The organism is Curvibacter sp. T50, from assembly GCF_057219955.1.
On record NZ_JBXVVU010000001.1, the window covers coordinates 164,438 to 184,402 of the forward strand.

The following is a 19,965-nucleotide window of genomic DNA, read 5'->3' on the forward strand; positions in this document are numbered from 1 at the left end:
CCTCAGGCGTTGACGGGGGTGAACTGGCGGGTGTCGACGGCGGCCTTGTCGAACTCGAACCAGGGGTCGGGCTCGCCGTCGAGGGCGGCCTGCAGCCGCGCCCACAGGGCCTGGCGGCCCTCGGCGTCCTCCAGGATGCGCTTTTTCACATGGTCCATGCCGACACGGCCCACGTAGTGCACGGTGCGCTCCAGGTACCAGCCTTCTTCGCGGTACAGCTGCATGAAGGCGCCGGTGTACTCCAGCACCTCCTCGGCGGTTTTCAGCTTGACCAGGAAGTGCGCCACCTCGGTCTTGATGCCGCCGTTGCCGGCGATGTGCATCTCCCAGCCGCTGTCCACGCCGATGATGCCGACGTCCTTGATGCCGGCCTCGGCGCAGTTGCGCGGGCAGCCCGAGACGGCGAACTTCACCTTGTGCGGCGCGTACATGCGCCACATGGCGCGCTCCAGGTCCTTGCCCATCTGGGTGCTGTCCTGCGTGCCCATGCGGCACCACTCGCTGCCCACGCAGGTCTTCACCGTGCGCAGCGCCTTGGCGTAGGCGTGGCCGCTGGGCATGCCGATGTCGCGCCAGACGGCCTGCAGGTCTTCCTTTTTCACGCCCAGCAGGTCGATGCGCTGGCCGCCGGTGACCTTGACGGTGGGGATCTGGTACTTGTCCACCGCGTCGGCGATGCGGCGCAGCTCATCCGCCGTGGTTTCCCCGCCCCACATGCGCGGGATCACGCTGTAGGTGCCGTCCTTCTGGATGTTGGCGTGGCTGCGTTCGTTGATGAAGCGGCTTTGCGGGTCGTCCCTGGCCTCCTTGGGCCAGGTGCTGATCAGGTAGTAGTTGACGGCCGGGCGGCAGGTTGCGCAGCCGTTGGGCGTTTTCCAGTCCATGAAGCGGAACACGTCGGCGATGGTCAAGAGCTTTGACGACCGGATCGCGTCGCGCACCGCCTGGTGGCCGTGGTCGGTGCAGCCGCACATGGGCTTCATCGTCGGCGTGGCCGAGTAGTCGCCGCCGGCGGTGGCCATCAGCAACTGCTCCACCAGGCCGGTGCAGGAGCCGCAGCTGGCGCTGGCCTTGGTGTGCTTGCGCACCTCGTCCAGCGTGAACAGGCCTTTTTCCTTGATGGTCTTGCAGATCGTGCCCTTGGTGACGCCGTTGCAGCCGCAGACCTCGTCGGTATCCTGCATGGCGGCGGCCTTGTTGTGGCCCTCGTGGCCGGCGTCGCCGATGTTCGATTCGCCGAACATCAGCTTGTCGCGCAGGTCGTGCACGCTGCGGCCTTCGCGCAGCAGCTTGAAATACCAGCTGCCGTCCACCGTGTCGCCGTACAGGCAGGCGCCGACCAGCTTGTCGTCCTGGATGACCAGCTTTTTATAGACGCCGCCGAACGGGTCGCTCAGGACGATCTCTTCCGTGCCCGCGCCACCCTGGAAGTTGCCGGCCGAGAACAGGTCGATGCCGGTGACCTTGAGCTTGGTGGAGGTCAGCGAGCCGGTGTAGCGCCCGATGCCGAACTGCGCCAGGTGGTTGGCCGCCACCTTGCCCTGCTCGAACAGCGGCGCCACCAGGCCGTAGGCGATGCCTCGGTGCGCGGCGCATTCCCCCACGGCGTAGACACGTGCGTCGGTCACGGTCTGCAGGGTGTCGCTGACCACAATGCCGCGGTTCACGTGCAGGCGCATCTGTTCGGCCAGCGCGGTGTTGGGGCGGATGCCCACGGCCATGACCACCAGATCGGTCGGGATCTCGCTGCCGTCCTTGAACTGCAGCGCCATCACCCGCCCGGCCTTGCCGCCGTCTGCATCGCCGATCAGCGCCTGGGTCTGGCCGCCCATGATGAAGCGCAGGCCACGCTCTTCCAGCGACTTCTGCAGCAGCTTGCCGGCCACCTCGTCCAGCTGACGCTCCATCAGCGTGGGCATCACGTGGATCACCGTCACCTGCATGCCGCGCTTCATCAGGCCGTTGGCCGCTTCCAGGCCCAGCAGGCCGCCACCGATGACCACGGCGCGGGTGTACTTCTGGCTGGCCTCGATCATGGCGTTGGTGTCGGCGATGTCGCGGTAGGCGATCACGCCCTCCAGATCCTTGCCCGGAATCGGCAGGATGAACGGGTTGGAGCCGGTGGCCAGCAGCAGGCGGTCGTATGCCGCGCTCAGGGTTTCGCCGGCGGCGTTGCGGGCGTGCACCATCCGGCGCACGCGGTCCACATCGGTCACCGTCCAGCCGGCGTGCAGCGTGATGCCGTGCTCCTGGTACCAGGACCAGTCGTTGAGCACGATCTCGTCCAGCGTCTGCTCGCCCGCCAGCACCGGCGACAGCAGGATGCGGTTGTAGTTGGGGTGCGGCTCGGCGCCGAACACCGTGATGTCGTAGAGGTCGGGCGCGATCTTCAGCAACTCTTCCAGCGTGCGCACGCCCGCCATGCCGTTGCCGATCATCACCAGTCGCGGTTTCATGCCTGGGGGGGCGGTCATGTCCATGGTCGGGCCTCCTTATGCGGCTTTCTCGACATGCGCCTGTCGCGTGTACAGGAAATCGATCACGGCCTTGCGGCAGTGCAGGTAGTCGGGGCTGTCGGCCAATTCGACGCGGTTGCGCGGCCTGGGCAAGGGGACCGACAGCACTTCGCCGATGGTGGCGGCGGGTCCGTTGGTCATCATCACGATCTTGTCGGACAGCAGCACGGCCTCGTCCACGTCGTGGGTCACCATCACCACCGTGCTGTGGGTGCGGGCGACGATCTCCAGCAACTCGTCCTGCAGCTTGGCGCGGGTCAGGGCGTCCAGTGCGCCGAAGGGTTCATCCATCAGCAGCACTTTGGGCTCCATGGCCAGGGCGCGGGCGATGCCGACCCGCTGTTTCATGCCGCCCGATATCTCGCCAGGGCGCTTCTGGGCCGCATGGGTCAGGCCCACCAGGGCCAGCGCCGCATCGGTGCGAGCGCGCAACTGGGCTTTGGTCTCCGAGGGTGCGCCCGTACTCTTGTTGGCAGCACCGAAGACCCGCTCCACACCCAGGTAGACGTTTTCAAAGCAGGTCAGCCAGGGCAGCAGGGAGTGGTTCTGAAACACCACGGCGCGCTCGGGGCCGGGGCCGGCGATTTCCCGGTTGGCGCACAGCAGGGCACCCGCGGTCGGCGTTGTCAGGCCGGCGATCAGGTTCAGCAGCGTGGACTTGCCGCAGCCCGAGTGGCCGATGAGCGCAACGAACTCGCCTTTCGCGATCGTCAGGTCGATGTTGCGCAGTGCCTGGAACGGCCCCTTTTTTGTCTTGAAGGTCTGTTCCACACCCTGGATTTCTATGAATCGGGTGGTCAGCGATTCGCTCATGATTTCACCTCGTCGAATGTGAAGGCGGAGGCCAGCTTGATGAGGGCGAATTCGAGAATCAGCCCGACGATGCCGATCACGAAGATGGCGATGATGATGTTCTTGACGTTCAGGTTGTTCCACTCGTCCCAGACCCAGAAGCCGATGCCCACGCCACCGGTCAGCATCTCGGCCGCCACGATCACCAGCCAGGCGGTGCCCACCGCCAGGCGAACGCCGGTCAGCATGTAGGGCAGCACGGCGGGGAACAGGATCTTCGTCAGGATCTTCCACTCTGACAGCTGCAGCACGCGGGCCACGTTCATGTAGTCCTGCGGCACGCGCTGCACACCCACGGCGGTGTTGATGATCATCGGCCAGATCGAGCAGATGAAGATGGTCCAGATCGCGGCCGGGTTGGCACCCTTGAACACCAGCAGGCCGATCGGCAGCCAGGCCAGCGGCGAGACCGGGCGCAGCAGGCTGATCAGCGGGTTGAACATGCGGCTGAGGAACTCGAAGCGGCCAATGGCAAAGCCGGCTGGAATCCCCACCAGCGCCGCCAGCCCGAAACCCAGCGCGACACGCTGCAGGGACATCAGGACATTCCAGCCCACCCCCTGGTCATTCGGGCCTTTGCGATAGAAAGGGTCGCTGAACACCTCCACCGCCTGTTTCCAGGTTTCCAGCGGGCTGGGGATGCTGCTGGCGGTAGAGATGGAGACCAGCGCCCACAGCCCGATCAGCAGTCCCAGACCGAGCGCCGGCGGCAGTGCCACAAGCCAGAAATCGCGCGCCAGGCCGCGGCCGGCGACGACCGGGGCAGGGGTGGCCTGGGGAGAGGCAGATTTTTCGCTTTTTGGCATGGTACCCAGCGTATTTTGGTGCTTTTCAGCTATCGATTCGGGATTGAAAGACGGGGTGGGCGGGGGGTCGAAAGGCCCATGAAAGACGGCGCTGACCATGGTGTGCTCCGGTGGATTGACAGGCCTCAGGCCCGGACCTTGAACGAATCGGCGTATTTCTTCGGGTCTTTGCCGTCCCAGACCACACCGTCGATCAGCTTGCTGCCGCGCATGTCGCTCTTGGGCAGCGGCGCCTTGGCGGCGCTGGCAGCCTGTTTGTAGAGGTCGATCTGGTTGATCTGCCGCGCCACCGCCAGGTAGTCGGGGTGGTCCTTGATCAGCCCCCAGCGCTTGTGCTGCGTCAGGAACCACATGCCGTCGGACAGGTAGGGGAAGTTCACCGCGCCGTCGTTGAAGAACTTCATGTGGTTGGGGTCGTCCCAGGTTTTGCCCAGGCCGTTCTGGTAGCGGCCCAGGATGCGCTGGTTGATGGCGTCCACGCTGGTGTTCACATACGCCTTGTCGGCGATGGTTTCGGCCATCTTCATCTTGTTCTGTAGCCCGGTGTCGATCCACTTGCCGGCTTCGATGATGGCTGCCGTCACGGCGCGGGCGGTGTTCGGATACTTCTTCACGAAGTCGGCCGTGGTGCCCAGCACTTTTTCGGGGTGGTCTTTCCAGACGTCCTGGGTGGTGACAGCGGTCACGCCGATGCCGTCGATGATGGCGCGGTGGTTCCAGGGTTCACCCACGCAGAAGCCGTCCATGTTGCCGACCCGCATGTTCGCCACCATCTGCGGCGGCGGCACGGTGATGACCTTGGCGTCCTTCATCGGGTTGATGCCGGCGCTGGCCAGCCAGTAGTACAGCCACATCGCATGGGTGCCGGTGGGGAAGGTCTGGGCGAAGGTGTACTCGCGCTTTTCGCTGGCCATCAGCTTGGCCAGACCCGCACCGTCCACCGCGCCCTTGTCGGACAGCTTTTTGGACAGCGTGATGGCCTGGCCGTTGTTGTTGAGGGTCATCAGCACGGCCATGTCCTTCTTGGGGCCGGCAATCCCCAGGTGCACGCCATAGACCAGGCCGTACAGCACGTGGGCAAAGTCCAGCTCGCCGTTGACCAGCTTGTCGCGCACGCCGGCCCAGCTGGCTTCCTTGGTCGGGATGATCTTGACGCCGTATTTCTGGTCGATGCCCAGCACCGAGGCCATCACCACACTGGCGCAGTCGGTCAGCGGGATGAAGCCGATCTTCACTTCCTTCTTCTCCGGCGCGTCCGAGCCTGCGGCCCAGGCGCCATGGTGGCCAAGAGTGGAGAAAAGGGCGGCGGTCCCGGCGGCGCCGGCCGTGCGCAGTACGTCGCGGCGGGACAGCGCGGGAACGTGGGGGGTCGGTTGGCTCATTTCAGGCTCCTTCGAAGTGAAAAACAAATCCAAAAAACGAAACGGCGCCCATCTCCAGCTCGGCGGATGCCGCCGGGAAATGGACGCCGTTGTCCTGTGTCGGGTCAGACCCGAGGAACCCGGCCGTCATTGGCCTGATTCCACGGGGTAAGTTAAGCAGGTTGCGTGCCAGTACCCTTCATTCCCCGAAATGCTGTTTCACGTCCCATTCGGGTCCTGGAGTGCCCCCCGGCGCCCCCATCGGTGGCCGTCAAAAGGGCTCCCTGGCTCATCTTGGTGCGGGCGCCGGTGTCGACTCCCGGTTTTTGTGCGTTGCAGCATGATTGCGACCGGCCGCGGCGCGGAGGTGCTCGCGCGGGATTCAGGCCTTGGGTGAGGGCAGCAGATCGGCCGAGGTCAGCAGGGCATCGGCGACGTCGACCAGGCGGCGCTTCTGGTTCATGGCCATCTGGCGGAGGGTTTTGTGGGCTTCCTCCTCCCCCATGTTGCGGCGCGCCATCAGCAATCCTTTGGCCCGCTCGATCAGTTTGCGTTCGTTCAGGCTGGAGCGCACGGTGCTGAGTTCGTCACTCATGGACTGCAGGCGGCTGGACTGCTCACGCAGCAGTTCCAGCGTGGAACGCTGCAGCGACGGGTTGTAGGGCTGGTCGGGCGTGTCGGCACTGGCGCTGCCGTTGTCTTCAAAGAAGGCAAGGAGGTCGCCGACGTCGCTCGGAGGCGTCGTCTGCTTTTCCAGGATGGCCAGTTCCGCCTCCGCCGCGCGAATGCGGGCGTCGCAGCCGGCCAGAAGCTCGGCGCCGAGTTGCTCTTCCACGCGGCGCAGGGCGTCCATGCGTTGCGTTGCGGTTCCGAACCATTCCGCACTGTGCTGTTCGTCCAGGGGCACTCCCGGCGTGGCGGTGCACAGAATGCGGCGCAATCGCTCCAGCGGGGCCAGGGTGCTCGGGTCCTGCGCTTCATGCCAGGCCGGCAGAACCTTGTTGGGGGCAAATTCGGCGAACACCCGCAGGCAGCGTTCCTGGGCGTCAATGAAGTGCAGCAGGCGCTGCTGCTCCGAAGTCCGCTCGCAGGCCGATGCAAACAGCAACACGCCCGAGGCGCGTTCCCGGCCCGCATATTCCTTGCCTTGCATCAGGTTGAACAGCGCCACCAGCAGCCGTGACAGCCCCGGATCGCCGGCGCTGTCGGCTGCCTCAAAGACGGTTCCCAGCAGACCGGCAATCAGGCTGACATAGGCGCGGGTTGCCCGGGCGGGTGTCCAGGCCAGCGTGTCGACACATTCGCGCAGGCGCGGCAGCGCGTCCAGCCCCTGCAGCACCCAGGCAATACGGCTGAACAGGCGCGCGCTGTGGCCGGCCAGGGAGGCTTCGGTATCCAGGCGGTCGAACAAGGCACGCAACTGGGTGGCGCAGCGGTCCGTTTCCCGGGCCTGCAACGGGCGCTCTGTGGTGAAGCCGGTGCCGCCGGAACCCAGATACAGGTTGGAAAGCCCCCGCTCGCGCTGGAGTGCATGGATCAGGCGGCCGGTGGCGTCGACCAGGGCGCAGTTCAGCGCCAGTTGCTGCAACTCGGAGATTTCGCTGCGGCGCGCCGCCACGAGGAAACTCAGACCGCTTTTCATCGGAACAGGCAGGAACAGGGGCTCATGTGGACGTGAAAGCAAGTTGGGTGCCACAGACGAAGACGGGAGACTGCGGCGCTTAAACTCGCCGCATGCTGATCCTGGGTATCGAATCTTCCTGCGACGAAACCGGCGTGGCGCTGGTTGAATCCTCCGGCCCCGGTGTGCCGGTGCTGCTGGGGCATGCGCTGCACAGCCAGATCGAGATGCACCAGGCCTACGGCGGTGTGGTGCCCGAGCTGGCCAGTCGTGACCATATCCGGCGCGTCCTGCCCCTGACCCGGCAGGTCCTTGCCCGGTCCGATCGTGATCTGGCGGCCGTCGACGTGGTTGCCTACACACGGGGGCCCGGTCTGGCCGGTGCGCTGCTGGTCGGTGCCGGTGTGGCCTGCGCCCTGGGCGCAGCGCTGGACCGTCCGGTGCTGGGGGTGCACCACCTGGAGGGGCATCTGCTTTCGCCCTTCCTGAGCGCCGATCCGCCCCAATTCCCCTTTGTGGCCCTGCTGGTCTCCGGCGGGCATACCCAGCTGATGCGGGTCGACGCGGTGGGTGACTACAGGCTGCTGGGCGAAACCATCGACGACGCGGCGGGCGAGGCTTTTGACAAGTCCGCCAAGCTGCTCGGTCTGGGTTATCCCGGCGGGCCGGCGCTGGCGCGTCTGGCCGAACAGGGCGATCCGGCATCGTTCCGTCTGCCCAGGCCCCTGCTGCGCAGCGGCGATCTGGACTTTTCGTTCGCCGGCCTGAAAACCGCGGTGCTGACCCAGGTGAAGAAGCTCGGCGACGAACTGGCGAGCCACAGGGCGGATCTCGCGGCCTCGACCCAGGCGGCCATTGTGGACGTGCTCTGCCGCAAATCGATGACGGCGCTCGAGCAGACGGGGCTGGCACGCCTGGTGGTGGCCGGCGGTGTCGGGGCGAATCGCGAACTGCGTCGCCAGCTGGACGCGGCCTGCGCAACGCGGGGGGTGCGGGTGCACTACCCGGAACTGCATCTGTGCACCGACAACGGGGCCATGATCGCACTGGCCGCCGCCATGCGGCTGCAGGCAGGCATCCAGCTTCCCAACCGGCGTTATTCATTCGATGTCCTGCCGCGTTGGCCCCTGAATGCCATCGCTGACGGCAAAATCGGCCCATATCCAGCGTAAAAAGGTCTTTGTTTGCTATCGATTTCGTAGATATCGCCGGTGAAATCGGAATCTCCGCTTCGTTCGGCGGGCATTGCCGGGGTCTCCGGCGAGGCCGATACACTGCGCATCGTTTTTCAACTCCATGAAACCGGTTGCCGGTTCACGTCATCTATGGTTCCTCTGAACAACTCACGTCGCCGGGCGCTGCAAACCTTGGCGGCGCTGCCACTGGGGTGGTCGGCCGCTTATGCCCAGGGCGTAGCGCCCGTCCGCCTCGCCTTGATCGAAGGTCTCAGCGGCGCGTTTGCCAACACCGGCGAGGCGGTCTGGCGAAACCTGGTCTGGGCGGTGGAGCGGGTCAATGCGCGTGGGGGGGTGCGGATTGGCGGCGTGAGCCGTCCGCTGCAGCTCGACCGGTATGACAGCAAAGGCCAGAGTGAAGACGCCCTGTCGGCGCTGCGCTCGGCCATCGACGACGGTGCTGGCTTCGTGTTGCAAGGCAATTCGTCGGCAACCGCGGCGGCACTGATCGATGCGATCGGCAAACACAACGAGCGCGAGCCCGGACGACGGGTGCTGTTCCTGAACTATTCGGCGGTCGATCCGGTGCTGACCAATGAACGATGCAGCTTCTGGCATTTTCGCTTCGATGCCCATGCCGACATGCGCATGGCGGCCCTGATGGAATTGCTGCGTGACGACAAGGGCGTTCGCAGTGCCTATCTGATCGGACAGGACTACAGCTTCGGTCAGGCGGTTTTGCGCGAGGCGCGCCGCCAGCTGGCGGCGCAGCGCCCCGACGTGGCCGTAGTGGGCGACGAGCTCCACCCCTTGGGCCGTGTCAAGGACTTTTTGCCTTATGCCACGAAGATCAAGAGCAGCGGCGCGCAGGCCGTCATCACCGGAAACTGGGGTAATGACCTGACCTTGCTGGTTCGCGCGGCCCGCGAAGTAGGGTTTGATGGCAAGTTCTACACCTTCTACGGTAACGCCCTCGGGGCGCCGGCCGCCATCGGCGAAGCGGGTATCGGCAAGGTCATTGCCGTCGCCGACTGGCTGCCCAATTTGCCGACCGCCGGCAGCGAGACCTTCTACCAGGCTTTCCGGCAGCGGTTTCCGCGCCCCCAGGACGACTACGTGCACATGCGCATGCAACTGATGCTGGAGGCGCTGGCGCAATCCATCGAAAAAGCGGCCAGTGTCGAGGCGCTGGCGGTCGCCCGCGAACTGGAGAAAAGCCAGGTCAGCCTTGCCGGCCAGAGCGGACGCATGCGGGCCGCGGACCATCAGTTCCAGCAATCGCTGGTGGTCGGCGTGATGGATCGGGTCGGCAGCCCGGGCGTGAAGTTCGATGTCGAAGGTTCGGGCTATGGGTTCCGGGTGGTGCGCCGCATCACGGCGGAGCAGGCCGAACTGGGCCACAGTTGCCGCATGGTTCGGCCCGGTTGAGTCAGGCTGTCGCCGCTCAGGACGCGTAGCCGAGGCAGGCGCCCGCGTTCGGGCGTCCCTTGCATTCGCGCTGCAGGCGCCGTTCCCGCTCGCGGGTGGTCTCGCCGCTGCCCTTGTCGAAGCGCACTTTGCCGGCGGCCTTGGCTTTGTCCTTCTGCTTCGATGTTTTGGCCGGTTTCTCGGCCCCCGGATCCTTGGCGGCGACCGCTGGCGGAGCCAGCACCAGGCTGGCGGCCAGGACCAGTCCGGTGAGAATTGGTCGGAAAGGGTGGGTAATGACCATCGGGAACTCCTCGCAAAGTGGTGCGGGCCAATGGTACGCCGGGCGTTGTGGCCAACGCAATGGCACATCGAGCCGCCCGCCGGCCCTGCCGGCAGGATATAATCTGCGGGTTTTGCAGTTCGCAAGGCACACGCGGCCGGTTGTTCCACTGGCCTGCGCAAGTCAATTCAACCCACAGGAAACACAATGATCGCATCCTCCGTCAAGGCCGAGGTCGTCAAGGCCAATGCGCGCGCCGCCAATGACACGGGTAGCCCCGAAGTCCAGGTCGCGTTGCTGACTGCCCGTATCAATGAGCTGACGCCTCATTTCAAACAACATGCCAAAGATCACCACGGCCGTCGCGGCCTGTTGCGCATGGTCAGCCGCCGTCGCAAGCTGCTGGACTACCTCAAGGACAAGGACGCCGACCGTTACGTCGCGCTGATCGCCAAGCTGGGCCTGCGCAAGTAAGCGCACCATGATCCGAAGCGCCTGAGTTGGTTCGCTGGCTCAGGCGCTTTTTACTTCGGAGTTTGATCGGACGAACCCGCGCTGTGTCATTCCACAAGAAATCAGCGATTTTTTCTGGAATGGCATCGTGTTCAGCCCGTCGGATTCCGGGCCTCCAGGGCGGCCTCTTGCCCTTGTTTCATCAGGAAAATTGAACATGTCGCTTTTCAACAAGGTCACCAAGACGTTCCAGTGGGGCCAGCACACGGTCACCATGGAAACCGGCGAGATCGCCCGGCAGGCCACCGGCGCCGTGCTGGTCAACATCGACGACACCGTGGTGCTTGCCACCGTGGTGGCCTCCAAAGGCGCCAAACCGGGACAGGATTTCTTCCCGCTGACCGTCGACTACATCGAGAAGACCTACGCCGCCGGCAAGATTCCGGGCAGCTTCTTCAAGCGCGAAGCCAAGCCCAGCGAACTCGAAACCCTGACCAGCCGCCTGATCGACCGTCCGATCCGTCCGCTGTTCCCCGAGGGGTTTTTCAATGAAGTGCATGTGGTCATTCACACGCTGTCGCTCAATCCCGAGGTGGATGCGGACATCGCCGCCATGATCGGCACGTCGGCCGCGCTGGCGGTTTCCGGTATCCCGTTCAACGGCCCGATCGGCGCGGCGCGCGTGGGTTATGTCAACGGGGAATACGTGCTCAACCCAGGCCAGACCGCCCGCAAGAACAGTCAGATGGATCTGGTGGTGGCGGGTACCGAAACCGCTGTCCTCATGGTGGAGTCCGAGGCCCTGCAGCTTCCGGAGGAAGTCATGCTGGGTGCCGTGGTCTTCGGACACGAACAAGGCAAGGTTGCCATCAATGCCATACACGAACTGGTGCGCGACGCCGGCAAACCGGTCTGGGACTGGCAGCCGCCGGCCAAGGACGAGGCCCTGATCGCCAAGGTCACGGCATTGGCCGAGGACAAATTGCGCGCGGCCTACCAGATCCGCAACAAGCAGGCACGCACCCATGCCTGCCGCGAGGCCTATGCCGTGGTCATGGCCGATCTGAAGGAAGCCGGCGTCGAATTCGATGCGGTCAAGGTCGAAGGCATGCTGTTCGATATCGAGGCCCGCATTGTTCGCAGCCAGATCCTCGCCGGCGAGCCGCGCATCGACGGCCGCGACACGCGTACCGTGCGTCCGATCGAAATCCGCAACTCCGTGTTGCCCCGCACGCATGGTTCGGCGCTGTTCACGCGGGGCGAAACCCAGGCGCTCGTCGTGTCCACGCTGGGCACCGAGCGCGACGCCCAGCGCATCGATGCGCTGGCCGGGGAGTTTGAAGACCGCTTCCTGTTCCACTACAACATGCCTCCCTTTGCCACCGGCGAGGTGGGTCGCATGGGTTCGACCAAGCGTCGGGAGGTGGGCCACGGCCGTCTGGCCAAGCGGGCCCTGGTGGCCTGTCTGCCGACGAAGGAAGAGTTCCCCTACACCATCCGCGTGGTGTCGGAGATTACCGAATCCAATGGTTCGTCGTCCATGGCCTCCGTCTGCGGTGGCTGCCTGTCGATGATGGACGCGGGTGTGCCGATGAAGGCCCATGTGGCCGGTATCGCCATGGGCCTGATCAAGGAAGACAACCGCTTTGCCGTGCTGACCGACATCCTGGGCGATGAAGATCATCTGGGCGACATGGACTTCAAGGTGGCAGGCACCACCAACGGCATCACCGCCCTGCAGATGGACATCAAGATCCAGGGCATCACCAAGGAAATCATGCAGGTGGCCCTGGCTCAGGCCAAGGAGGCGCGCATGCACATCCTGGGCAAGATGCAGGAAGCCATGGGCGAGGCCAAGACCGAGGTCTCCAGCTTCGCGCCCAAGCTCTACACCATGAAGATCAACCCGGAGAAGATCCGTGACGTGATCGGCAAGGGTGGCGCCACCATCCGTGCGCTGACCGAGGAAACCGGCACCCAGATCAATATCGAGGAAGATGGCACGATCACGATCGCTTCGACCGACGGCGCCAAGGCCGACGAAGCCAAGCGCCGTATCGAGCAGATCACGGCAGAAGTCGAAATTGGCAAGGTCTACGAAGGCCCGGTGACCAAGATCCTTGATTTCGGTGCGCTGATCAACCTGCTGCCCGGCAAAGACGGACTGCTGCACATCAGCCAGATTGCCCATGAACGGGTGGAAAAGGTGACCGACTACCTCAAGGAAGGCCAGGTCGTGCGCGTCAAGGTGCTGGAAACCGATGACAAGGGCCGCGTCAAGCTGTCCATGAAAGCTCTGCTCGACCGCAATGCCCCGGCCGGCGAACCGCAGCAGCAACAGCAGCAGTAAAGTACTATTGTTTTTATAGCTGAAAGCGACCTTTCTACGCTGGGTATTGATGGAAATCGTCATGAAAGTCATCGAAATCAGCTCCCCCGGGGCGCCGGATGTCCTGGTGGCGGCCGAACGGCCGCTTCCGGTCCCCGGTGCCGGTGAGGTGTTGATTCGCGTGGCGGCAAGTGGGGTCAACCGGCCCGACGTACTCCAGCGCAAAGGGGCGTATCCACCGCCGCCGGGTGCGTCGGACATTCCGGGGCTGGAGGTGGCGGGAGTGATTGAATCCGGTGACGCCGCCGCCATGGCCGCGGCGGGCATCGGTATCGGCGACCTTGTCTGCGCATTGGTTGCCGGTGGCGGTTATGCGCAGTATTGCGTGGCACCGGTCGCGCAGTGCCTGCCTGTTCCCGCCGGCCTGGACGCGGTAGCGGCGGCCTCGCTGCCAGAGACCTTTTTTACGGTCTGGAGCAACCTGTTTGACCGTGCCCGTTTGCAGGCGGGCGAGTCCTTGCTGGTGCAGGGCGGCAGCAGCGGCATTGGCGTGACGGCGATCCAGATGGCCAAGGCTGCGGGTGTGACGGTCATCGTCACGGCGGGCAGCGATGAGAAATGCGCCGCCTGCCTGGCACTGGGCGCGGATTTCGCCATCAACTATCGCAGCGCCGACTTTGCCGAGGAAGTGCGTCGAATCACGGCGGGCCGCGGTGTGGACGTCATCCTGGACATGGTGGCGGGCGACTACGTCTCCCGCGAAGTGCAGTGCATGGCCGACGATGGTCGCCTGGTGATCATTGCGGTCCAGGGCGGGGTGGCCAGTTCCTTTGACGCCGGTCTGGTTCTGCGCAAACGACTGACCATTACCGGTTCCACGCTGCGGGCACGCTCGGTGGCGTTCAAAGGGGCAATCGCTCAGGCCTTGCGCGCCAGGGTTTGGCCGTGGCTGGAGCAAGGGCGTATCCGTCCCGTGCTCCATGGCGTGTTTCCGGCGATTGAGACCGCCATTGACGGTTCGCCCACTGGCGCAGCGCGTGCCCATGCGCTGATGGAAAGCAACGCCCATGTGGGCAAGATTGTTTTGCGATGGAGTTGAGCATGAAGAGAAAACTGATTGCCGGCAACTGGAAGATGAACGGCAGCCTTGCCGCCAACGAGGCACTCGTTGCGCAACTGTTGGCCGAGGCCTGTGTGGTGTCTTGTGATGCGGCCTTGTGTGTGCCTGCGCCTTACCTGGCGCAGGTTCGTGCCCTTCTGGGGGAGGACTCGCCGTTCTCGCTGGGCGCCCAAAACGTGTCCCAGCATGAGAACGGGGCATTCACCGGTGATGTATCGGCGACCATGCTCAAGGATTTCGGGGTCCGCTATGTCATCGTCGGACACAGTGAACGCCGCTTGCACCAGGGTGAAAGTGACACCCATGTGGCGATCAAGGTTCGCCGCGCCCTCGCCGAGGGCATCACGCCGATTGTCTGCGTTGGTGAATCGTTGGCCGAACGCGAGGGCGGCATGACCGAACTGGTGGTGAAACGCCAGCTGGCATCGGTGATCCACCTGAACGGGCATTGCATCAGTGAGATCGTTGTTGCCTACGAGCCGATCTGGGCCATTGGCACCGGGAAGACCGCCACGCCGCAGCAGGCTCAGGATGTGCATGCGGTCTTGAGGGCGCAGCTGAAAGCGGCCAGTGACCACGCTGACCGGATTCCGATCCTTTATGGCGGCAGCATGAATGCGGCCAATGCGGCCGATTTGCTGGCGCAACCGGATATTGACGGCGGGCTGATCGGTGGCGCATCGTTGAAGGCACCTGACTTCCTGACCATCCTGAAGGCGGCCAGCTGACCGGCCCTTGATTGAAATTTCAAAGAGAAAAGCAGATGAACGTACTTTTGAACATATTGCTGGGCATCCAGCTGACCACTGCGGTGGCAATGATCGGGCTGATTCTTGTCCAGCACGGCAAGGGCGCCGACATGGGAGCCGCATTTGGCAGCGGCGGCTCTGGCAGCCTGTTCGGCGCCACGGGCAGTGCCAACTTCCTCTCGCGCATGACGGCCGCCCTGGCGACCGCATTCTTCGTCTGCACACTGTTGCTGGCTTACTTCGGCAATGTTCGTCCGACCTCGTCGGGAAGCGTGCTTGAGAAAGCGCCCGTCACAGCGCCCGCCGTGCCGCCGTCTCCTGCATCGCAAATTCCAGGTTCGGCCAACAATGCCGGCAGCAACGTTGCAGTGCCACCGGCACCAGCTGCCTCGGGTGCCGCCCAGATCCCGACCAAGTAATCGAAAATCCCGCTTGCCCGATGTCAAAAACCGGGGTGTTTCAGGGTAAACTCTTAGCTTGATCGTAGGGGTGGCCGGGTTCGGAAATACGAGCCGCCCACGAGTCAACAGACTGCCGTCGTGGTGAAATTGGTAGACACGCTATCTTGAGGGGGTAGTGGCGAAAGCTGTGCGAGTTCGAGTCTCGCCGACGGCACCAGAAATAATGATCCGCGCTGCTCTCCGCAGGGATGGGCCGGTGCGCAAACGAGTACCACGAGCCTGTCATGATGAGCCTTGACCAGTACCTGCCTGTCCTCCTCTTCATTCTGGTCGGTATTGCAGTGGGTGTGCTGCCCCAGGTTCTCGGCTATGTACTCGGTCCGAATCGTCCGGATCCGGAAAAAAACTCCCCCTATGAATGCGGTTTTGAGGCGTTCGAAGACGCGCGCATGAAGTTTGACGTCCGCTACTACCTGGTAGCGATTCTGTTCATTCTTTTCGACCTGGAAATTGCGTTTCTTTTCCCTTGGGCCGTCGCACTCAAGGAAGTCGGCCTTGCCGGCTTTGTCGCCGTGGTGATTTTCCTCACGATTCTCGTGGTTGGTTTTGTGTACGAATGGAAGAAGGGCGCACTCGACTGGGAGTGAGCGTTTCATCGCAAGGACTTCGCAATGATTGAAGGTGTACTCAAAGAAGGCTTTGTCACCACGAGTTATGACACCGTGGTCAACTGGGCCAAAACCGGTTCGCTGTGGCCGATGACTTTCGGCTTGGCCTGCTGTGCTGTCGAAATGATGCACGCAGCGGCAGCCCGTTACGACATTGGGCGGTTCGGGGCGGAGGTCTTCCGCGCAAGCCCCCGACAGAGTGACCTGATGATTGTTGCTGGCACGCTGTGCAACAAGATGGCGCCGGCGTTGCGCAAGGTTTATGACCAGATGAGTGAACCGCGCTGGGTTCTCTCAATGGGCTCGTGCGCCAACGGTGGTGGCTACTACCACTACAGCTATTCCGTGGTGCGGGGGTGTGACCGAGTTGTTCCGGTTGACGTTTATGTGCCCGGATGTCCTCCTACGGCGGAGGCGTTGATATACGGAATCATTCAGCTGCAGCAGAAGATTCGCCGCACCCAAACCATCGCTCGCGCCTGAGGAGCCGTAATGTCCGTTTTTGCAGTTCAGCCGGAGGAAGTGCTTGACCGTGTTCGGCATGCCTTGGGGGATGCCCTGATTCAGGCCACGGTCAGCCGCGGCGAAGTTACGGTGGTCGTGGCGGCGGTGGCCTATCGCGACGCCATGGTCAAGCTGCGCGATGACGCGAATTGTCGTTTCGAGCAACTGATTGACCTGTGCGGTGTTGACTATTCTTCCTACGGTGATGGTGTCTGGGAAGGAGGGCGGTTTGCGGTCGTCTCCCATCTGCTGTCGGTCAGCCTCAACCAGCGGGTGCGCGTGCGGGTCTTCTGCCCGGACGATGATTTCCCGGTTGTTGATTCGCTTGTCGACATCTGGAGCGGTGCCAACTGGTATGAGCGCGAGGCTTTCGATCTTTTCGGGATCGTCTTCGAGGGCCACGCGGATTTGCGACGCATCCTGACCGATTACGGATTTGTCGGGCATCCCTTCCGCAAGGACTTTCCGTTGTCCGGTCATGTCGAAATGCGCTACGACAGTGAACGTCGACGTGTCATCTATGAGCCGGTATCGATTGAACCGCGCGAAATCACCCCTCGTGTCATTCGGGAAGACCAATACGGAGGCCTTCACTGAGGCTTCGGCCGGTGGTGTTCAAACATGGCTGAGATCAAGAACTACACACTCAATTTCGGGCCGCAGCACCCTGCGGCGCACGGTGTTTTGCGCCTGGTACTGGAACTCGACGGGGAGGTGGTGCAAAGAGCCGATCCGCATATTGGTCTGCTGCACCGCGCGACTGAAAAACTCGCCGAGCACAAGACCTACATCCAGTCGCTGCCCTACATGGATCGGCTGGACTATGTGTCCATGATGTGCAACGAGCATGCCTATTGCCTGGCAATCGAGAAATTGCTGGGAATCGAAGTGCCGATTCGTGCCCAGTACATCCGGGTCATGTTCTCCGAGATCACACGCCTGCTCAACCACCTCATGTGGTTGGGCTCACATGGCAACGACTGCGGTAGTTCGACGATTCTGATCTATACCTTCCGCGAGCGCGAAGATCTTTTTGACATGTATGAGGCGGTTTCCGGGGCCCGCATGCATGCCGCCTATTTCCGCCCTGGCGGCGTGTACCGCGACTTGCCGGAAACCATGCCCCAGTACACCGTCAGCAAGATTCGTAACGCAAAGGCTTTGAATGCCTTGAACGAAAACCGGCGCGGCAGCTTGCTCGATTTCATCGAGGACTTCACCCGCCGCTTCCCTGCATACGTTGACGAGTACGAGACGTTGCTGACCGACAACCGCATCTGGAAGCAACGAACGGTGGGCATCGGCGTCGTGACCGCAGAGCGGGCTCTGAACCTGGGGCTGTCGGGTCCGATGCTTCGTGGGTCGGGAATAGCGTGGGATCTTCGCAAGACGCAGCCGTACGACACCTATTCCAGCGTCGACTTCGATATTCCGGTCGGAAAGACTGGTGACAGCTATGACCGCTATCTTGTCCGGGTGGCGGAAATGCGCGAGTCCAATCGGATCATCAAACAATGTGTGGACTGGCTACGGGCGAATCCGGGGCCGGTGATCACGGATAACCACAAGGTTGCTCCGCCCGCCCGTGAGGCCATGAAATCCAATATGGAAGGGTTGATTCACCACTTCAAGCTTTTCACGGAAGGCTTTCATGTTCCCCCTGGCGAAGCCTACGCCGCTGTGGAGCACCCGAAAGGTGAGTTTGGCATATACCTGGTCAGCGATGGTGCCAACAAGCCCTATCGCCTGAAGATTCGTGCCCCTGGCTTCGCCCACCTGTCCGCGTTGGACGAGCTGGCCAAGGGGCATATGTTGGCGGACGCGGTGGCGATCATCGGTACGCTGGACATTGTGTTTGGAGAGATTGACCGATGATCACCGAAGCGACCAGGGCCCGTTTTGCGGCCGAGGTGGCCAAGTTCCCGCCGGAGCAAAAGCAGTCGGCTGTGATGGCCTGCTTGTCGATTGTTCAGCAGGAACAGGGCTGGGTCAGCCCCGGCAGTGAGAAGGAAGTGGCGGACTACCTTGGCATGCCCGTGATGGCCGTGCATGAGGTGACGACGTTCTACAACATGTACAACCAGGCACCGGTCGGGAAGTTCAAGGTCAACGTTTGCACCAATCTTCCTTGCCAGTTGCGTGGCGGTGCCCAGACGCTGGAGCGGCTCTGCAACACCTTGAATGTGCGCGTCGGTGAAACAACGGCCGACGGCCTGTTTACGGTCCAGCCCAGCGAATGCTTGGGTGCGTGTGCGGATGCGCCAGTGCTTTTGGTCAATGATCGTGCCATGTGCAGTTTCATGGGCGCAGAGCGGCTTGACCGGTTGATTGATGGCCTGCGCAACTCGGAGAGCCAGGCATGAACGTGCAGTCTTTTCTGAACACTTTTCAGGCCAGCGGTCTGGAGACCTGCTTTCACGGTCGCCATATCAATCCGCAGATCTATGCCGGACTCAATGGGGAAAACTGGCGGCTCAAGGACTATGAGGCCCGTGGCGGGTATCAGGCTTTGCGCCGCATTCTCGGGCGAGATGGCGGTGAAGGAATGACGCAGGATCAGGTCATCGCAACGGTCAAAGAGTCCGCCCTTCGCGGGCGCGGCGGTGCCGGTTTCCCCACTGGCCTGAAGTGGAGCTTCATGCCCCGCCAGTTCCCGGGACAAAAGTATCTGGTTTGCAACTCCGATGAAGGCGAGCCGGGGACCTGCAAAGACCGTGACATCATGGAATACAACCCCCACATCGTTATCGAAGGAATGGCGATTGCCGCCTATGCGATGGGGATTTCGGTAGGGTACAACTACATTCACGGCGAAATCTTCCACACCTACGACCGGTTTGAAGAAGCACTTCGGGAGGCCCGAAGCGCCGGCTATCTTGGCGATGGGATCATGGGCAGCGCGTTCAACTTTCAGCTGCACGCCTCGCATGGCTTTGGCGCCTACATTTGCGGTGAAGAGACCGCATTGTTGGAGTCGCTGGAAGGCAAGAAGGGTCAGCCTCGATTCAAGCCGCCGTTTCCAGCCAGCTTCGGCCTGTATGGCAAGCCGACGACCATCAACAACACCGAAACCTTTGCGGCGGTGCCCTGGATCATTCGCCATGGTGGTCAGGCTTACCTCGAATGTGGAAAGCCCAACAACGGTGGCACCAAGATATTTTCGGTCAGTGGTGATGTTGAGAAGCCCGGCAATTTTGAGGTGCCGATGGGTACACCGTTCTCCACATTGCTGGAACTGGCCGGTGGTGTGCGAACGGGCCGCAAACTCAAGGCGGTGATTCCGGGAGGATCATCGGCGCCCGTTCTGCCCGCTTCGATCATGATGGACTGCACGATGGACTATGACTCGATCGCCAAAGCGGGTTCCATGTTGGGTTCGGGCGCCGTCATCGTGATGGACGACAGCCGGTGCATGGTCAAGTCCTTACAGCGCTTGTCTTATTTCTACATGCACGAATCTTGCGGCCAATGTACACCCTGCCGTGAGGGTACCGGCTGGCTCTGGCGCGTCGTCGATCGCATCGAAAACGGGCACGGAAAGCCCAGCGACCTGGCCCTGCTCGATAACGTGGCGGAAAACATCATGGGGCGGACCATCTGCGCCCTCGGCGATGCCGCTGCCATGCCCGTGCGCGGCATGATCAAGCATTTCCGGCACGAGTTTGAGCATCACATCGAACACAAGACCTGTGTGGTCCCGGCATACGTCTGACAAGAGCA

Annotated in this window: 18 protein-coding genes, 1 tRNA gene and 1 pseudogene; 14 read left to right on the forward strand and 6 right to left on the reverse strand. The window is 62.8% G+C overall.

All coding sequences use genetic code 11. The features are described 5' to 3' along the window. Nucleotides 1-2: 2 nt before the first annotated feature. From nirB to AC2EBU_RS00810, 5 genes and pseudogenes are all read right to left on the reverse strand, one after another. Complete coding sequence (nirB, locus tag AC2EBU_RS00790; RefSeq protein ID WP_484608489.1) at nucleotides 3-2,474, reverse strand: nitrite reductase large subunit NirB; 2,472 nt, start codon at nucleotides 2,472-2,474, stop codon at nucleotides 3-5. Nucleotides 2,475-2,492: 18 nt separating this feature from the next. Then, entirely contained in the window at nucleotides 2,493-3,329 is an 837-nt protein-coding gene (locus AC2EBU_RS00795; RefSeq protein WP_484608490.1) for an ABC transporter ATP-binding protein, read from the reverse strand. Next, nucleotides 3,326-4,108 (reverse strand): annotated as a pseudogene (gene ntrB / locus AC2EBU_RS00800) (nitrate ABC transporter permease); the annotation flags it as partial. The pseudogene ntrB and the gene AC2EBU_RS00795, both read right to left, overlap by 4 nt. Nucleotides 4,109-4,299: 191 nt before the next feature. Continuing rightward, entirely contained in the window at nucleotides 4,300-5,556 is a 1,257-nt protein-coding gene (locus AC2EBU_RS00805; protein ID WP_484608491.1) for a CmpA/NrtA family ABC transporter substrate-binding protein, read from the reverse strand. Between the two features lie 361 nt (nucleotides 5,557-5,917). Continuing rightward, complete coding sequence (locus AC2EBU_RS00810; protein ID WP_484608492.1) at nucleotides 5,918-7,177, reverse strand: nitrate- and nitrite sensing domain-containing protein; 1,260 nt, start codon at nucleotides 7,175-7,177, stop codon at nucleotides 5,918-5,920. A 92-nt stretch (nucleotides 7,178-7,269) separates the two neighbouring features. On the opposite strand from AC2EBU_RS00810, the gene tsaD reads away from it, so the two are divergent. Beyond that, a complete protein-coding gene (gene tsaD / locus AC2EBU_RS00815) occupies nucleotides 7,270-8,328 on the forward strand; it encodes a tRNA (adenosine(37)-N6)-threonylcarbamoyltransferase complex transferase subunit TsaD (RefSeq protein WP_484608493.1) in 1,059 nt (352 codons plus the stop codon). 153 nt (nucleotides 8,329-8,481) lie between these two features. After that, a complete protein-coding gene (locus tag AC2EBU_RS00820; RefSeq protein ID WP_484608494.1) occupies nucleotides 8,482-9,759 on the forward strand; it encodes a branched-chain amino acid ABC transporter substrate-binding protein in 1,278 nt (425 codons plus the stop codon). A 16-nt stretch (nucleotides 9,760-9,775) separates the two neighbouring features. Here the strand turns inward: AC2EBU_RS00820 and AC2EBU_RS00825 are convergent, their stop codons facing one another. Continuing rightward, nucleotides 9,776-10,042 (reverse strand): hypothetical protein, encoded by a 267-nt coding sequence (locus AC2EBU_RS00825; RefSeq protein ID WP_484608495.1) that lies wholly within the window; start codon nucleotides 10,040-10,042, stop codon nucleotides 9,776-9,778. A 186-nt stretch (nucleotides 10,043-10,228) separates the two neighbouring features. On the opposite strand from AC2EBU_RS00825, the gene rpsO reads away from it, so the two are divergent. From rpsO to nuoF, 12 genes are all read left to right on the forward strand, one after another. Further along, on the forward strand, nucleotides 10,229-10,495 hold the full coding sequence (rpsO, locus tag AC2EBU_RS00830) for a 30S ribosomal protein S15 (protein ID WP_484608496.1): 267 nt from the start codon (nucleotides 10,229-10,231) through the stop codon (nucleotides 10,493-10,495). 196 nt (nucleotides 10,496-10,691) lie between these two features. Next, nucleotides 10,692-12,824 carry a polyribonucleotide nucleotidyltransferase gene (gene pnp / locus AC2EBU_RS00835; RefSeq protein WP_484608497.1) on the forward strand — a complete coding sequence of 711 codons (2,133 nt, stop codon included), beginning with the start codon at nucleotides 10,692-10,694 and terminating at the stop codon, nucleotides 12,822-12,824. Nucleotides 12,825-12,885: 61 nt separating this feature from the next. Next, complete coding sequence (locus AC2EBU_RS00840; protein WP_484608498.1) at nucleotides 12,886-13,902, forward strand: NAD(P)H-quinone oxidoreductase; 1,017 nt, start codon at nucleotides 12,886-12,888, stop codon at nucleotides 13,900-13,902. 2 nt (nucleotides 13,903-13,904) lie between these two features. After that, nucleotides 13,905-14,651 (forward strand): triose-phosphate isomerase, encoded by a 747-nt coding sequence (gene tpiA / locus AC2EBU_RS00845; protein WP_484608499.1) that lies wholly within the window; start codon nucleotides 13,905-13,907, stop codon nucleotides 14,649-14,651. A 35-nt stretch (nucleotides 14,652-14,686) separates the two neighbouring features. Continuing rightward, nucleotides 14,687-15,091 (forward strand): preprotein translocase subunit SecG, encoded by a 405-nt coding sequence (gene secG, locus AC2EBU_RS00850; RefSeq protein WP_484608500.1) that lies wholly within the window; start codon nucleotides 14,687-14,689, stop codon nucleotides 15,089-15,091. Between the two features lie 114 nt (nucleotides 15,092-15,205). Next, nucleotides 15,206-15,290: transfer RNA gene (locus tag AC2EBU_RS00855), tRNA-Leu, on the forward strand. A gap of 70 nt (nucleotides 15,291-15,360) precedes the next feature. Further along, a complete protein-coding gene (locus AC2EBU_RS00860) occupies nucleotides 15,361-15,720 on the forward strand; it encodes an NADH-quinone oxidoreductase subunit A (RefSeq protein WP_484610085.1) in 360 nt (119 codons plus the stop codon). A gap of 24 nt (nucleotides 15,721-15,744) precedes the next feature. Beyond that, nucleotides 15,745-16,224 (forward strand): NuoB/complex I 20 kDa subunit family protein, encoded by a 480-nt coding sequence (locus AC2EBU_RS00865; RefSeq protein ID WP_484608501.1) that lies wholly within the window; start codon nucleotides 15,745-15,747, stop codon nucleotides 16,222-16,224. Between the two features lie 9 nt (nucleotides 16,225-16,233). Continuing rightward, nucleotides 16,234-16,842, forward strand: coding sequence for an NADH-quinone oxidoreductase subunit C (locus tag AC2EBU_RS00870; protein ID WP_484608502.1), 609 nt, complete (start codon nucleotides 16,234-16,236; stop codon nucleotides 16,840-16,842). Between the two features lie 24 nt (nucleotides 16,843-16,866). Further along, entirely contained in the window at nucleotides 16,867-18,120 is a 1,254-nt protein-coding gene (locus AC2EBU_RS00875) for an NADH-quinone oxidoreductase subunit D (protein ID WP_484608503.1), read from the forward strand. Next, entirely contained in the window at nucleotides 18,117-18,608 is a 492-nt protein-coding gene (locus AC2EBU_RS00880; RefSeq protein WP_484608504.1) for an NADH-quinone oxidoreductase subunit NuoE family protein, read from the forward strand. The genes AC2EBU_RS00875 and AC2EBU_RS00880 overlap by 4 nt, the downstream gene beginning before the upstream one ends. Then, nucleotides 18,605-19,957 carry an NADH-quinone oxidoreductase subunit NuoF gene (nuoF, locus tag AC2EBU_RS00885; protein ID WP_484608505.1) on the forward strand — a complete coding sequence of 451 codons (1,353 nt, stop codon included), beginning with the start codon at nucleotides 18,605-18,607 and terminating at the stop codon, nucleotides 19,955-19,957. Before AC2EBU_RS00880 ends, nuoF begins: the two co-directional genes overlap by 4 nt. Nucleotides 19,958-19,965: the final 8 nt, after the last annotated feature.

Excerpts from the sequence above, each read along its gene's own strand:
- secG (WP_484608500.1), top strand. The coding sequence starts at position 14,687 with ATGAACGTACTTTTGAACATATTGCTGGGCATCCAGCTGACCACTGCG.
- nuoF (WP_484608505.1), top strand. The coding sequence starts at position 18,605 with ATGAACGTGCAGTCTTTTCTGAACACTTTTCAGGCCAGCGGTCTGGAG.
- tpiA (WP_484608499.1), top strand. The coding sequence starts at position 13,905 with ATGAAGAGAAAACTGATTGCCGGCAACTGGAAGATGAACGGCAGCCTT.
- AC2EBU_RS00795 (WP_484608490.1), bottom strand. The coding sequence starts at position 3,329 with ATGAGCGAATCGCTGACCACCCGATTCATAGAAATCCAGGGTGTGGAA.
- rpsO (WP_484608496.1), top strand. The coding sequence starts at position 10,229 with ATGATCGCATCCTCCGTCAAGGCCGAGGTCGTCAAGGCCAATGCGCGC.
- AC2EBU_RS00820 (WP_484608494.1), top strand. The coding sequence starts at position 8,482 with ATGGTTCCTCTGAACAACTCACGTCGCCGGGCGCTGCAAACCTTGGCG.
- AC2EBU_RS00805 (WP_484608491.1), bottom strand. The coding sequence starts at position 5,556 with ATGAGCCAACCGACCCCCCACGTTCCCGCGCTGTCCCGCCGCGACGTA.
- AC2EBU_RS00870 (WP_484608502.1), top strand. The coding sequence starts at position 16,234 with ATGTCCGTTTTTGCAGTTCAGCCGGAGGAAGTGCTTGACCGTGTTCGG.
- nirB (WP_484608489.1), bottom strand. The coding sequence starts at position 2,474 with ATGACCGCCCCCCCAGGCATGAAACCGCGACTGGTGATGATCGGCAAC.
- AC2EBU_RS00875 (WP_484608503.1), top strand. The coding sequence starts at position 16,867 with ATGGCTGAGATCAAGAACTACACACTCAATTTCGGGCCGCAGCACCCT.
- AC2EBU_RS00865 (WP_484608501.1), top strand. The coding sequence starts at position 15,745 with ATGATTGAAGGTGTACTCAAAGAAGGCTTTGTCACCACGAGTTATGAC.
- AC2EBU_RS00840 (WP_484608498.1), top strand. The coding sequence starts at position 12,886 with ATGAAAGTCATCGAAATCAGCTCCCCCGGGGCGCCGGATGTCCTGGTG.
- AC2EBU_RS00810 (WP_484608492.1), bottom strand. The coding sequence starts at position 7,177 with ATGAAAAGCGGTCTGAGTTTCCTCGTGGCGGCGCGCCGCAGCGAAATC.
- pnp (WP_484608497.1), top strand. The coding sequence starts at position 10,692 with ATGTCGCTTTTCAACAAGGTCACCAAGACGTTCCAGTGGGGCCAGCAC.
- AC2EBU_RS00880 (WP_484608504.1), top strand. The coding sequence starts at position 18,117 with ATGATCACCGAAGCGACCAGGGCCCGTTTTGCGGCCGAGGTGGCCAAG.
- AC2EBU_RS00825 (WP_484608495.1), bottom strand. The coding sequence starts at position 10,042 with ATGGTCATTACCCACCCTTTCCGACCAATTCTCACCGGACTGGTCCTG.
- tsaD (WP_484608493.1), top strand. The coding sequence starts at position 7,270 with ATGCTGATCCTGGGTATCGAATCTTCCTGCGACGAAACCGGCGTGGCG.
- AC2EBU_RS00860 (WP_484610085.1), top strand. The coding sequence starts at position 15,361 with ATGAGCCTTGACCAGTACCTGCCTGTCCTCCTCTTCATTCTGGTCGGT.